Here is a 14690-nt window from a genome sequence, read left to right as displayed (position 1 = left end):
AACGCCGGGAGGGAACCGTTTTCGATCAATAAACAGAGCGGTTGCGAGACAGGTTCCGGAGATTCGCGATGGCGGTGAAAATTTGCAAACAAAACAGGAAAGCGGGCCGCAAAATGCCATACTGAGAGGGAAAAAGTGTGACAAATGCTACGTCACGTAGCGCTGATGTGTATAATAGGCACGTATGTAAGTTTCCTTTCGCAATTCACATACAAAAGACTCTCATGGCTCAAGGCACGCTATATATTGTTTCCGCCCCCAGCGGCGCGGGTAAATCAAGCCTCATCCAGGCTTTGCTGAAAACCCAACCGTTATACGACACTCAGGTTTCTGTTTCGCACACCACGCGCGCACCGCGCCCGGGTGAAGTGCACGGCGAACACTATTTCTTTGTTAATCATGACGAATTTAAAGCCATGATTGATGATGACGCGTTTCTTGAGCATGCCGAAGTATTTGGCAACTTTTACGGCACCTCCCGCGCAGCCATTGAGCAAGTACTGGCGACCGGCGTGGATGTGTTCCTTGATATCGACTGGCAGGGCGCGCAGCAAATTCGCAGCCGCATGCCGCAGGCGCGCAGCATCTTTATACTGCCGCCGTCAAAGCTGGAGTTGGATCGCCGCCTGCGTGGACGCGGTCAGGACAGCGAAGAGGTAATTGCAAAGCGGATGGCGCAGGCCGTTGCGGAAATGAGCCATTACGCAGAATATGATTACCTGATTGTGAATGATGATTTTGATACCGCTCTGGGCGATTTGAAAACCATTATTCGCGCTGAACGCCTGCGTATGAGCCGCCAGAAGCAGCGACATGACGCTTTAATCAGCAAACTATTGGCAGACTGAGCCTGGTTTCAGTATCATGCCCAGTCATTTCTTCACCTGTGGAGCATTTTAAGTATGGCACGCGTAACTGTTCAGGACGCTGTAGAGAAAGTAGGTAACCGTTTTGACCTGGTGCTGGTCGCCGCGCGTCGCGCTCGTCAGATGCAGGTTGGCGGTAAAGATCCGTTAGTACCGGAAGAAAACGATAAAACCACCGTTATCGCGCTGCGCGAAATCGAAGAAGGTCTGATCAACAACCAGATCCTCGACGTGCGTGAGCGCCAGGAACAGCAAGAGCAGGAAGCCGCAGAACTGCAGGCCGTTACCGCCATTGCTGAAGGTCGTCGTTAATTAACCTGCAGGTCACCCTTGTATCTGTTTGAAAGCCTGAATCAACTGATTCAAAACTATCTGCCTGAAGATCAAATTAAACGTCTCAGGCAGGCGTATCTCGTTGCACGTGACGCTCACGAGGGCCAGACACGTTCAAGCGGTGAACCCTATATCACGCACCCGGTAGCGGTGGCCTGTATTCTGGCCGAGATGAAACTCGACTACGAAACGCTGATGGCCGCGCTGCTGCATGACGTGATTGAAGATACCCCGGCCACTTACCAGGATATGGAACAACTGTTCGGCAAAAGCGTTGCCGAGCTGGTGGAAGGGGTATCCAAACTTGATAAGCTCAAGTTTCAGGATAAAAAAGAAGCACAGGCCGAAAACTTTCGCAAGATGATCATGGCGATGGTGCAGGATATCCGCGTCATCCTGATCAAACTGGCCGACCGCACCCATAACATGCGTACGCTGGGCTCGCTTCGCCCGGACAAGCGTCGCCGCATCGCCCGTGAAACCCTCGAAATCTATAGTCCGTTGGCGCACCGTTTAGGTATTCACCACATCAAAACCGAGCTGGAAGAGCTGGGTTTCGAGGCGTTGTACCCGAACCGCTATCGCGTGATTAAAGAAGTGGTGAAAGCCGCACGCGGCAACCGCAAAGAGATGATCCAAAAAATCCTCTCGGAAATCGAAGGGCGTTTACAGGAAGCGGGCATTCCCTGCCGCGTCAGCGGACGTGAAAAGCACCTCTATTCCATCTATTGCAAGATGGTGCTGAAAGAGCAACGCTTTCACTCGATCATGGATATTTACGCTTTCCGCGTTATCGTTCATGACCTGGATACCTGTTACCGCGTCCTGGGCCAGATGCACAGCCTGTACAAACCGCGTCCCGGTCGCGTGAAAGACTACATCGCCATTCCGAAGGCGAACGGCTATCAATCCCTGCACACCTCGATGATTGGTCCACATGGCGTACCGGTAGAGGTGCAAATCCGTACTGAAGATATGGATCAAATGGCGGAAATGGGGGTTGCAGCGCACTGGGCCTATAAAGAGCACGGCGAGAGCAGCACCACTGCCCAAATCCGCGCCCAGCGCTGGATGCAAAGCCTGCTGGAGCTGCAACAGAGCGCCGGTAGCTCGTTTGAATTTATCGAGAGCGTTAAATCTGATCTCTTCCCCGATGAGATTTATGTTTTCACCCCGGAAGGCCGTATTGTCGAGCTACCTGCTGGTGCGACGCCGGTGGATTTTGCCTACGCGGTTCACACAGATATCGGTCACGCCTGTGTCGGTGCACGTGTTGACCGCCAGCCGTATCCGCTGTCGCAATCACTCGCCAGCGGCCAGACGGTAGAGATTATTACCGCGCCGGGCGCCCGCCCGAATGCCGCATGGCTGAACTTTGTCGTCAGCTCAAAAGCGCGCGCGAAAATCCGTCAGATGTTGAAAAACCTCAAGCGCGACGACTCGGTAAGTCTCGGTCGACGTCTGCTGAATCATGCGTTGGGCGGCAGCCGCAAGCTGGCCGAAATTCCGCAGGAGCATATTCAGCGCGAGCTTGAGCGTATGAAGCTGGCGACGCTTGACGATCTTTTGGCTGAAATCGGCCTTGGCAACGCCATGAGCGTCGTGGTCGCGAAAAACCTGCAACAAGGGGAAGCGGTGCAAGCCGCACCAACGCCGTCCAGCTCCAGCGGCAACGGTCATTTGCCGATTAAAGGCGCAGATGGCGTGCTGATCACCTTTGCCAAATGCTGCCGTCCGATCCCCGGCGACCCGATTGTCGCCCATGTCAGCCCCGGTAAAGGGCTGGTTATCCACCATGAGTCCTGCCGTAATATTCGTGGCTACCAGAAAGAGCCAGAAAAATTTATGGCTGTGGAGTGGGATAAAGAGACCGCGCAGGAATTTATCACCGAAATCAAGGTGGATATGTTCAACCATCAGGGAGCGCTGGCCAACCTCACGGCAGCAATTAACACGGCTTCATCCAACATTCAGAGCCTGAATACGGAAGAGAAAGATGGCCGCGTGTACAGCGCTTTCATCCGACTGACGGCGCGCGATCGCGTCCATCTGGCGAATATCATGCGTAAAATCCGCGTGATGCCGGATGTGATTAAAGTCACCCGTAACAGAAACTAATTGTATGAATTCTCAACGTTATGCGCGTATTCGCGAGATGCTCGCCAGACGTCAGCCCGATCTGACAGTTTGCATGGAGCAGGTTCACAAGCCCCATAACGTCTCTGCTATTATCCGCACCGCAGACGCCGTCGGCGTGCATGAAGTCCACGCTGTCTGGCCAAGCAACCGCATGCGCACCATGGCCTCCTCCGCCGCAGGCAGTAATAGCTGGGTGGAGGTGAAAACACACCGTACCATTGGCGATGCTGTCGGCGTACTGAAAGCGCGCGGCATGCAGGTACTCGCCACGCATCTGTCGGACAAAGCGGTCGACTTTCGCGAGATCGACTACACGCGCCCGACCTGCATCCTGATGGGTCAGGAGAAAACCGGGATCACTCAGGAAGCACTGGATCTGGCGGATCAGGACATCATCATTCCGATGATCGGCATGGTGCAGTCGCTCAACGTTTCCGTGGCCTCAGCATTAATTCTGTATGAAGCGCAGCGTCAGCGGCAAAACGCCGGTATGTACCAGCGCGAAAACAGCATGCTGCCGGATGAAGAGCAGCAGCGCTTGCTGTTCGAAGGAGGTTACCCGGTGCTGGCGAAAGTCGCGAAACGTAAAGGGCTGCCTTACCCGCACGTCAATTCGGAAGGCCAAATCGAAGCCGACCCCATGTGGTGGTCCACTATGCAGGCGGCAGGATAACCGATGAAAGGTAAGCTGCTCGACGCGGTGCCCTTAAGTTCGCTGACCGGCGTCGGCGCGGCGCAGAGCAGCAAACTGGCGAAAATCGGCCTGCACACCGTGCAGGATCTGCTGCTTCACCTGCCGCTGCGTTACGAAGATCGCACCCAACTTTACCCTATTGCCGACCTGCTGCCGGGCATCTACGCCACGGTGGAAGGCGAAGTGCTGAACTGCAATATCACTTTCGGCGGTCGCCGAATGATGACCTGCCAGATCAGCGACGGTTCCGGCATCCTCACCATGCGCTTTTTCAACTTCAACGCGGCAATGAAAAACAGCCTCGCCACTGGCCGCCGCGTGCTGGCCTATGGCGAAGCAAAGCGCGGGAAGTATGGTGCGGAGATGATTCACCCGGAATACCGCGTGCAGGGCGATCTCAGTACTCCCGAATTACAGGAAACGCTTACGCCGGTTTATCCCACCACCGAAGGGATTAAGCAGGCGACATTGCGTAAACTGACCGACCAGGCGCTGGAACTGCTGGCGACCTGCGCCATCAGCGAACTGCTGCCGCCTGAGCTGGCACAGGGCATGATGAGCCTGCCGGAAGCGCTGCACACACTGCATCGCCCACCGCCGTCATTGCAGCTGGCTGAACTCGAAGCGGGTACGCATCCGGCACAGCGCCGTTTGATCCTTGAAGAATTACTGGCGCATAACCTGAGTATGCTGGCGCTGCGCGCCGGGGCTCAGCGCTATCATGCGCAGCCGCTCGTTGCCAAAGATGAGCTGAAGCAAGACCTGCTGGCGTCGCTACCGTTTAAACCGACCGGCGCACAGGCGCGGGTCGTGGCGGAAATCGAGCGCGATATGGCGCTGGATATTCCGATGATGCGCCTGGTACAAGGCGATGTCGGCTCCGGTAAAACGCTGGTTGCCGCACTGGCCGCATTACGGGCGATCGCCAACGGTAAGCAGGTGGCGATGATGGCACCGACCGAGCTGCTGGCTGAGCAGCACGCCAACAATTTCCGCAACTGGTTTGCGCCGCTCGGTATCGAAGTGGGCTGGCTGGCGGGAAAACAAAAAGGGAAGGCGCGCCAGGCACAGCAGGATGCCATTGCTAATGGCGAAGTCCAGATGGTGGTCGGCACGCACGCTATTTTCCAGGAGCAGGTGCAGTTTAACGGCCTCGCGCTGGTGATTATCGATGAGCAACACCGCTTTGGTGTCCACCAGCGTCTGGCGCTGTGGGAGAAAGGCCAGCAGCAGGGTTTCCATCCTCACCAGTTAATCATGACGGCCACCCCGATTCCACGCACGCTGGCGATGACCGCCTATGCCGATCTCGATACGTCGGTTATCGACGAACTGCCGCCGGGCCGTACGCCAGTCACCACGGTTGCCATCCCGGATACACGCCGCAATGAGATTATCGATCGCGTGCGCAATGCCTGCATCGATGAAGGCCGTCAGGCGTACTGGGTATGTACGCTGATTGAAGAGTCCGATCTTCTGGAAGCGCAGGCGGCAGAAGCCACCTGGGAAGAGCTGAAACTCGCGCTACCGGAGCTGAATGTCGGGCTCGTGCATGGCCGCATGAAGCCAGCGGAAAAACAGGCAGTCATGCAGGCGTTCAAACAGGGTGAGCTGCATCTGCTGGTCGCGACCACGGTAATTGAAGTCGGCGTGGATGTGCCCAACTCCAGCCTGATGATTATCGAAAACCCGGAGCGGCTCGGCCTTGCGCAACTCCACCAGCTACGCGGGCGCGTCGGGCGCGGCGCGGTAGCCTCGCACTGCGTTTTGCTCTACAAATCCCCGCTCTCAAAGACAGCGCAAAAACGCTTACAGGTGCTGCGCGACAGCAACGACGGCTTTGTCATTGCGCAAAAGGATCTGGAAATTCGCGGTCCCGGCGAGCTGCTCGGAACCCGCCAGACCGGCAATGCGGAATTCAAAGTCGCCGACCTGCTGCGCGACAAGGCGATGATCCCGGAAGTTCAGCGTGTCGCCCGCCATATTCACGAGCGTTATCCGCAGCTTGCAGCGGCATTAATCGAACGCTGGATGCCGGAAACAGAACGCTACTCCAACGCCTGAGTTTCAGGACTTTAGCCGGTAGAAATAACATCCCTTCGAAAAGTGTGTTTTTAACATAGCAACCGTTTGCTTTTACCAAACAGTCCGATAAAATCAGCGCTTTTCCATCAGGGGATTGTCTGAGATGTCCTTAAACACCATCGAGTCCGAAAGTGCGCAACCGGTTGCGCAGACTCAACCCAGCGAGCTGATCTATCGCCTTGAAGACCGCCCGCCGCTGCCGCAAACCCTGTTTGCTGCACTGCAACACCTGCTGGCGATGTTTGTTGGCGTGATTACGCCCGCGCTGCTGATCTGTCAGGCGCTGGGGTTACCGGCTCAGGACACTCAGCACATCATCAGCATGTCGCTGTTCGCCTCCGGCGTCGCTTCCATCATCCAGATTAAAGCCTGGGGCCCGGTGGGTTCCGGTCTGCTATCGATTCAGGGCACCAGCTTCAACTTCGTTGCGCCACTGATTATGGGCGGCACGGCGCTGAAAACCGGCGGTGCGGATGTACCAACTATGATGGCTGCGCTGTTCGGCACCCTGATGCTGGCAAGCTGTACCGAAATGGTTATCTCGCGCATTCTGCCGCTGGCACGCCGCATTATTACCCCGCTGGTTTCCGGCGTGGTGGTGATGATTATCGGCCTGTCGCTGATCCAGGTTGGCCTGACTTCCGTCGGCGGCGGTTTTGCCGCAATGGGCAACCACACCTTCGGCGCGCCGAAAAATCTGCTGCTGGCGGGCGTGGTGCTGGCCATCATTATTCTGCTCAACCGTCAGCGTAACCCGTACCTGCGTATTGCTTCGCTGGTGATTGCCATGGCGGTCGGTTATGTGCTGGCGCTGTTTATGGGCATGCTGCCGGAATATAGCGCGCCAGCGAACGCCTTTATGGTACCAACCCCGCTCTATTACGGCCTGAGCATCGACTGGAACCTGCTGCTGCCGCTGATGCTGGTATTTATGATCACCTCGCTGGAAACCATCGGCGACATCACCGCCACCTCTGACGTTTCCGAGCAGCCCGTCGCCGGCCCGGTGTACATGAAGCGCCTGAAAGGCGGCGTGCTGGCAAACGGCATCAACTCGTTTGTTTCGGCGGTGTTCAACACTTTCCCGAACTCCTGCTTTGGCCAGAACAACGGCGTGATTCAGTTGACCGGCGTCGCCAGCCGCTATATCGGTTTCTTCGTGGCGCTGATGCTGGTTGTGCTGGGTCTGTTCCCGGCGGTCAGCGCTTTCGTTCAGCAGCTGCCTGAGCCGGTGCTCGGCGGCGCAACGCTGGTGATGTTCGGTACGATTGCCGCTTCCGGCGTGCGTATCGTCTCCCGCGAGCCACTGAACCGTCGCGCGATTATGATTATCGCGCTGTCGCTGGCCGTGGGCCTTGGCGTTTCCCAGCAGCCGCAGATCCTGCAATTCGCGCCTGACTGGCTGAAAAACCTGCTCTCCTCCGGTATCGCCGCAGGCGGTATCACCGCAATTGTATTGAATCTGATTTTTCCGCCAGAGAAAAACTGACCGCGCCACGGCAGCCGGGCTTACCGGCTGCCGCTGTCATCTCCTTTCATCATTCCGCCCTTGAGCATTGCGCATAAATCGTGCATAACTGCCTGATTGACACTTCGGGGATGGAAGATCATGAAATTTCTTGGAAAGCTGCTTTTAGTTGTCGTTATCGTCCTGCTACTGGCGATAGTGGCCGCTTATTTTCTGCTGCAAACCCGTTGGGGTGCGACACAGGTCAGCAACTGGGTGAATAACAACAGCGACTATCACCTCACCTTCGACGTGATTGATCACCGCTTCTCCTCGCCTTCCCATGTATTACTGAAAAACGTCAATTTCGGCCGCAAAGGCAACCCGGCGACACTGGTCGCTAAAACCGTGGATATTGGCCTGAGCAGCCGCCAGTTGACCGATCCGCTGCACGCCGACACTATTTTATTGCAGGATGGCACGCTCAATTTCTCCCCGTCTGCCGCGCCGCTTCCCTTCCAGGCCGATCGCCTGCAACTCAATAATATGGCGTTCAATAGCCCGACCACGGGCTGGGATCTGAGCGCGCAACGGGTGATGGGCGGCGTCTCGCCCTGGCAGCCGGTGGCTGGCAATGTGCTGGGCAGTAAAACGCAAATTCAGATGAGCGCCGGTTCGCTGACGTTAAACGGCGTTCCGGCCAGCAACGTGCTCATTCAGGGCAGCATCGACAAAGATGTTGTTACCCTGACGACTATCGGCGCGGACATGGCGCGCGGCTCGCTGACCGGCGATGCGAAACGCACTGCCGATGGCGGCTGGGTGGTGAATAATCTGCGCCTGAACGATATTCGCCTGCAAAGCGATAAAACCCTGCTCGATTTCTTCAACCCGCTCACCACACTGCCGTCATTACAGATTGGCCGTGTCGACGTGACGGACGCGCGTTTACAGGGGCCGGGCTGGGCGGTTACCGACCTCGATCTGAGCCTGAGCAATTTGACGCTGATTAAGGGTGACTGGCAGAGCGACGACGGCAGGCTGTCGATGAACGCCAGCGAGTTTATTTACGGCTCGCTGCACCTGTTCGACCCGATCCTGAATGCTAACTTTTCTCCGCAGGGAATTGCGCTACAGCAATTCACCTCGCGCTGGGAAAACGGCATGGTGCGCACCTCCGGTAACTGGTATCGCGCGGGCCATGCGCTGGTGCTCGACGACGCCGCATTCGCCGGGCTGGAGTACACACTGCCGGAAAACTGGAAGCAACTGTGGATGGACGATCTGCCGCCGTGGCTGAACACGGTAACGCTGAAGAAATTCAGCGCCAGCCGCAACCTGGTGATTGATATCGATCCGACGTTCCCGTGGCAGCTCACCTCGCTGGATGGTTATGGCGACAATCTGCAACTGGTGCGCGAAGGAAAATGGGGCGTCTGGAGCGGTAGCGCAAAACTAAATGCCGCAGCGGCAACATTCAACCGCGTGGACGTGCGCCGTCCGTCGCTGGCGCTGAATGCCAACGGCAACATGGTCAATATTACCGAGCTGAGCGCCTTCACCGACAAAGGGTTGCTGGAGGCGAAAGCCGTGGTCTCGCAAACGCCGGATCGCAGCGTCAATGTCAGCCTGAACGGACGCGGTGTACCGCTGAATGTGCTCCAGGAGTGGGGCTGGCCAGCATTACCGATAAGCGGCGATGGCAACCTGCAACTGACCGCCAGCGGCAGCATACGCGCCGATGCCCCGCTGAAGCCCAGCGTTAACGGCGAGTTATCTGCGGTAAACGTACAGAAACAGCAGGTAAAACAGAGCATGCATGGCGGCGTGGTATCGGGCGGCGTAGTGGCGCCATCCGCAACTGAGACGCCCGCACAGCCCGCCCCTGCCCAGCCCTGAAACATTACTTTAACAAAAATTGCGCCTTCCCCGTGAGAATGTGGAAGGCTTTTTAACGGTGATCTACGATTCTTCTCAATTTTTGAGGAAGGACAGTTACGATGACCGCCGTTATCATTCTCGCCGTTTTTCTTATCAGCGTGTTCTATGCGCATTCCCGCGGCATAGAGAAACAAAAGCTTTCGCGCCAGCTGTTTGATCATTCGACGTTTATGGCGCCGATCAATATGTTTATGACCGGTTTTTCGCGCCTGCCGCCAAAGCAGCCTTTTTTTGATACTGCCGCGTTTCCCGAGTTACAAAAGATTACTGATAACTGGCAGGTAATACGTGAAGAAGCGCTGCGTTTGCAGGATCACATCAAAGCAGCGCAGACCAATAATGACGCCGGTTTTAACACCTTCTTTAAACGCGGCTGGAAGCGTTTTTATCTGAAATGGTACGACGATGCCCATCCTTCGGCGCAGGCGCTCTGCCCGGTCACTACCCGGCTGGTTAACCAGATCCCCTCCATTAAGGCGGCGATGTTTGCCGAGCTTCCTCCGGGCGCTTATCTTGGTAAACACCGCGACCCGTATGCCGGTTCCGTGCGTTACCACTTAGGCTTAGCCACGCCGAACGACAATCGTTGTTTTATCGAAGTCGATCGCCAGCGCCACAGCTGGCGCGACGGAGAAGCCGTGATTTTTGACGAAACATATGTTCACTGGGCGGAAAACAAAACGGACCAGACACGCATTATTCTGTTCTGCGACATCGAACGGCCAATGAAATGGCGATGGGCGCAGGCGATCAACCATTGGGTTGGTGCCACGCTGATGTCTGCCGCCAGTTCGCCGAACGACGAAGGCGACCGTACCGGCGCCATCAACCGGATCTTCAAATATATTTATGCCCTGCGAGAAGGCGGCCAGCGCCTTAAAAAACGCAGCCGCAAGCTCTACTATGCGTTGAAATACCTGGTTATTATCGCGATCTTTGCTGCGATTATTGTGCCGGGTTTACTGTAATTGCTCCCTCTCCCGACAAGGAGAGGGAAATACCCCTCAAAATCAGAGCGTAATACGCACTTCACTACCCTGCGGCGTAATCACCACACCCAGCTCGCTGCCGGACTGCGTTGCGCCCTGCACCCCGGCAATCTGTGCGATATTGCGCAGGCACAGCGTCCAGTTACGCCCTGCACCGTCAGCCTGTATCGTAATCACGCCATGTGCACGTTTCGCCCGCAGACTGAAGATCACCGCGCCGCGGGCATCCGGCACTTCGCACAACGCTTCACGTCCGTCATCCAGGGAAAACAGCTGAAATGCCGTGTCCTCGTGCCAGGCATAATCCGGCCGCTGATCGTTACTGCCCAGCGCCAGCAGCGTATTGTCACGTACGTAAACCGGCAGGCTCATAAAGTTGTGGCGCTGTTTATGCCAGTGGCTGCCGATCTGGACGTCGTTATGCCACAGGTGCGTCCAGCGTCCTTCCGGCAGATAAAACTGCACATCGCCCGCTTCACTGAACACCGGCGCGACCAGTAGCGCATCGCCGAGCATATACTGCCTGTCGAGATAGTCGCAGGCGGGATCTTCCGGGAAGGCCAGCACCATGGCACGCATCATCGGCACGCCAGATTCATGCGCCTGCGCAGCCTGGCGATAAATGTACGGCATCAGGCGACATTTCAACTGTGTGAAGTGGCGTACAACATCGCAGGACTCTTCATCGTACGCCCACGGCACGCGGTAGGATTTGCTGCCATGCAGGCGGCTGTGGCTGGAGAACAGCCCGAACGCGCACCAGCGTTTGTAGACATGCGCAGGCGCAGTATTTTCGAAGCCGCCGATATCGTGGCTCCAGAAGCCAAAACCGGAAAGTCCAATGGATAACCCACCGCGCAGGCTTTCGGCCATCGATTCGTAGTTGGCGTAGCAGTCGCCACCCCAGTGAACCGGGAACTGCTGCGCACCCACGGAAGCCGAGCGGGCAAACAGCACCGCTTCCTGCTCGCCAAGCGTCTCTTTCAGCACATTCCACACCAGTTCGTTGTAGATGTACGCATAATGGTTGTGCATCTTCTGCGGGCACGCGCCGTTATGCCAGGCCACATCGGTCGGAATGCGTTCGCCGAAATCGGTTTTGAAGCAATCCACACCCATCGCCACCAGGCCTTTGAGCTTATCGGCGTACCACTGGCAGGCTTCCGGGTTGGTAAAGTCATAAATCGCCAGCCCCGGCTGCCATTTGTCCCACTGCCATAGCGAGCCATCCGGGCGTTTCAGCAGGTAACCCTTCTCTTTCAGCTCGCGGAAAACGGGCGATTTTTGCCCGATATAGGGGTTGATCCAGACACAGATTTTCAGCCCGCGCGCTTTCAACCGCTTCAGCATGCCGGCCGGATCCGGGAAGGTCAGCGGGTCCCATTCGAAATCGCACCACTGGAAGGCCTTCATCCAGAAGCAGTCAAAATGGAACACATGCAGCGGCAACTGGCGTTCGGCCATGCCATCGATAAAGCTGTTCACCGTCGTTTCGTCGTAGTTGGTGGTGAACGAAGTGGTCAGCCACAGGCCGAATGACCACGCGGGCGGCAGCGCCGGACGGCCAGTAAAGCGGGTATAGCGATCCAGTACCGCCTGCGGCGTCGGCCCGTCGATAACGAAATACTCCAGATATTCGCCTTCAACGCTGAACTGCACTTTGGAGACCTTCTCCGAACCGATTTCAAATTCCACGGCTTCCGGGTGATTGACCAGCACGCCATAACCATGATTGGTCAGATAGAAGGGGATATTTTTGTACGACTGCTCGGTGCTGGTGCCGCCATCGCGGTTCCAGGTTTCCACCGCCAGGCCGTTGCGCACCAGCGCGGTAAAGCGCTCGCCGAGACCATACACCGTTTCGCCCACGCCGAGATCCAGCCGCTCAAAAAGGTAGTTGCGCCCGCTGTTGCCATTCTGCACATAGCCGTTATTTTTCAACTGGCTGCCGGTGATGCGTTCGCCATCGTGCAGAAAATCTATCGCCCAGTTGTCGCCTTTCCCCACGCGAACGCTAAGCGAACCGCTTTGCAGCTCGGCAAACGCTTCCGTGTTGCGTATCTCCACGTGGACGTTTTGCGCAACGTTAAGCGGGAAGTGCGGGCCGTTATCCAGCGCCCCCTGAAAGTGCTCAATGCGCACGCCGATAATCCCCTCCTGCGGCGAGAAAAAGCGCAGCGTAAACAAAGGAGTATCCAGTTGCCAGGTGCGCTCACGCACATCGCGCGGTGCGGCATAGACCACCATCTCATTGCCCTGCGGTTCAACTTCAAATACCTGAACCGGCTGGATTAACGTCAACCCCGGCTGGATAAGCCAGTTGCCATCACTAATTTTCATCTGTCACTCCTTACAGTAATTCTTCCCGGGCTGAAACATGGCCAAACCCCTGCTTGCCGCGGTGCTCGCCACGCGCCAGTTGCGCCATGATCGCTTTCAGGAACGGGGTTTTCAGCGTGTAAAAGCGTTTGGCGATAATGGCGCTGAGCAGGTAGCAAAGCGCCGGAACCAGCGTGAACAAGGCAATAATGATGCTGATGGTGGTGCTGTTCTGGCTGTGAGCCGCGGCATCGTAACCGCCACCGGCCAGCGCCCAGCCAATCAACGCGCCGCCAAATGCAAGGCCGAGTTTCAGTACAAACAGCGTACCGGCAAAGCTGATGCCGGTAAGGCGCTTACCGTTGCACCATTCGCCGTAATCGACGGTGTCGGACATCATCACCCACTGGATTGGCGTTACCAGCTGGTGCAGCACGCCGATGACAAAGATAAAGATGAACATGGTGACGCTGGCCTGGATCGGCACGAAAAACATGGCAATGCTCAGCACGGTGAGCGCGGCGTTAGTCCACCAGAAGATGGTGACTTTGCATTTCCAGTCAGTCAGCGGTTTCGCCAGCGCACTGCCAATCAGGTTGCCGACACAGTAGGTGGTGAGGAACGCGGTAAAGATGGCGGCATCGCCCATGATCCAGGTGACGTAATACATCATCGCGCCGCCGCGCACGCAGACGGCGAGGATGTTGAGGATGGTCAGCACGCCGACGATGCGCCACTGGTCGTTCTGCCAGATATCGCGCAGATCTTCACGCATTGAGGTGGTGCTCGGCGGTGCCTGGATACGCTCTTTGGTGGTGAAGAAGCAGAACGCCAGCATCATAAAGGCGACCACCGAGAGCACCGCAATCCCGCCCTGGAAACCAGCGACTTTGTCTTCGCCGCCAATTAATTTCACCAGCGGCATCATCAGCACCGTGGAGAGCATGCCGCCTGCGGTGGCGAGCACGAAGCGCCAGGATTGCAGCGAGATGCGCTGTGTCGGGTCATTAGTGATAACGCCGCCGAGCGCGCAATAGGGAATATTGACCACGGTGTAAAGCAGGGTGAGTAACGTATAAGTTACAGCGGCATAAATCATTTTGCCGCTCATGCTGAGATCCGGCGTGCTGTAGGCCAGCACGCAGACCACGCCAAACGGCAGCGCGCCGAAGATGATCCACGGGCGGAATTTCCCCCAGCGGCTGCGCGTGCGGTCGGCAAGCAGCCCCATGCACGGGTCGGAAATGGCGTCTAACGCGCGCGCCAGCAGGAACATGGTGCCGGCAAACCCGGCGGGAATACCGAAAATATCGGTATAGAAAAACATCATGTACAGCATCACGTTATCGAAGACGATATGGCTGGCGGCATCGCCCATCCCGTAGCCAATTTTTTCTTTTACAGAAATAATCTGACTGTCCATTTTTGTTTCCTTTACGCGTGAAAAGTGCACAGAGAGCGGTTTCACACGTTGTAAACGATTGGTTTTCAGCCGGGTATTGCGATTTCTTGTTATCAATTTACGTTTATTCTTTTCTGTGATCGCACCCCCTTTCACCGAAGCGAAGCGGCTAAGCGATGGAAAAGATTGGGATTTATCTTAAACCGAGGATTTTACCGGCAGCACAATGAGAAAAATTCTGATGAGGGTATGTGGTAAATGACTGAAAGTAGCTATAATGCGCCCCGCCTCCATGTAGCAATGCAGGCGCGGAAGATCGTCATCTCCGGTGAGGTGGCTGGACTTCAAATCCAGTTGGGGCCGCCAGCGGTCCCGGGCAGGTTCGACTCCTGTGATCTTCCGCCAAAATGTCTTTTTGTTCTGCTATAACTTCCAACCTCATTATTACTGATACAAACATGAGAAGTATGCCTTT

10 protein-coding genes and 1 tRNA gene are annotated in these 14690 nt (G+C 56.4%); 9 read left to right on the top strand and 2 right to left on the bottom strand.

Annotated features, from left to right (window positions below; all coding sequences use genetic code 11):
* Nucleotides 1-224 precede the first annotated feature (224 nt).
* From gmk to lpxO, 8 genes are all read left to right on the top strand, one after another.
* Nucleotides 225-848 carry a guanylate kinase gene (gene gmk / locus Y71_RS00420; RefSeq protein WP_007369482.1) on the top strand — a complete coding sequence of 208 codons (624 nt, stop codon included), beginning with the start codon at nucleotides 225-227 and terminating at the stop codon, nucleotides 846-848.
* A 54-nt stretch (nucleotides 849-902) separates the two neighbouring features.
* Entirely contained in the window at nucleotides 903-1178 is a 276-nt protein-coding gene (rpoZ, locus tag Y71_RS00415) for a DNA-directed RNA polymerase subunit omega (protein WP_007369481.1), read from the top strand.
* An 18-nt stretch (nucleotides 1179-1196) separates the two neighbouring features.
* Nucleotides 1197-3317: a bifunctional GTP diphosphokinase/guanosine-3',5'-bis pyrophosphate 3'-pyrophosphohydrolase gene (gene spoT / locus Y71_RS00410; protein ID WP_007369480.1), complete on the top strand. Its 2121-nt coding sequence runs from the start codon at nucleotides 1197-1199 to the stop codon at nucleotides 3315-3317.
* A 4-nt stretch (nucleotides 3318-3321) separates the two neighbouring features.
* The gene (gene trmH / locus Y71_RS00405) at nucleotides 3322-4011 is read left to right on the top strand and encodes a tRNA (guanosine(18)-2'-O)-methyltransferase TrmH (RefSeq protein WP_007369479.1); all 690 of its coding nucleotides are present in this window, start codon (nucleotides 3322-3324) and stop codon (nucleotides 4009-4011) included.
* 3 nt (nucleotides 4012-4014) lie between these two features.
* Entirely contained in the window at nucleotides 4015-6096 is a 2082-nt protein-coding gene (gene recG / locus Y71_RS00400) for an ATP-dependent DNA helicase RecG (protein WP_007369478.1), read from the top strand.
* A 124-nt stretch (nucleotides 6097-6220) separates the two neighbouring features.
* Entirely contained in the window at nucleotides 6221-7606 is a 1386-nt protein-coding gene (locus tag Y71_RS00395; RefSeq protein ID WP_007369477.1) for a nucleobase:cation symporter-2 family protein, read from the top strand.
* Nucleotides 7607-7726: 120 nt separating this feature from the next.
* A complete protein-coding gene (locus Y71_RS00390; protein WP_007369476.1) occupies nucleotides 7727-9463 on the top strand; it encodes an AsmA family protein in 1737 nt (578 codons plus the stop codon).
* A 101-nt stretch (nucleotides 9464-9564) separates the two neighbouring features.
* Complete coding sequence (gene lpxO, locus Y71_RS00385) at nucleotides 9565-10473, top strand: lipid A hydroxylase LpxO (protein WP_007369475.1); 909 nt, start codon at nucleotides 9565-9567, stop codon at nucleotides 10471-10473.
* A 42-nt stretch (nucleotides 10474-10515) separates the two neighbouring features.
* Here lpxO and yicI read toward each other — a convergent pair whose 3' ends face one another.
* Entirely contained in the window at nucleotides 10516-12834 is a 2319-nt protein-coding gene (yicI, locus tag Y71_RS00380; RefSeq protein WP_007369474.1) for an alpha-xylosidase, read from the bottom strand.
* 10 nt (nucleotides 12835-12844) lie between these two features.
* On the bottom strand, nucleotides 12845-14236 hold the full coding sequence (locus tag Y71_RS00375; protein ID WP_007369473.1) for a glycoside-pentoside-hexuronide family transporter: 1392 nt from the start codon (nucleotides 14234-14236) through the stop codon (nucleotides 12845-12847).
* Nucleotides 14237-14525: 289 nt separating this feature from the next.
* On the opposite strand from Y71_RS00375, the gene Y71_RS00370 reads away from it, so the two are divergent.
* Nucleotides 14526-14620, top strand: a tRNA-Sec gene (locus Y71_RS00370).
* The last annotated feature ends 70 nt before the right edge of the window (nucleotides 14621-14690 follow it).

Origin of the sequence: Kosakonia radicincitans DSM 16656 (assembly GCF_000280495.2) — a bacterium.
Lineage (GTDB): Bacteria > Pseudomonadota > Gammaproteobacteria > Enterobacterales > Enterobacteriaceae > Kosakonia > Kosakonia radicincitans.
Note: the sequence above shows the minus strand (reverse complement) of the source record. Positions and strands in the feature narration are given on the sequence as shown.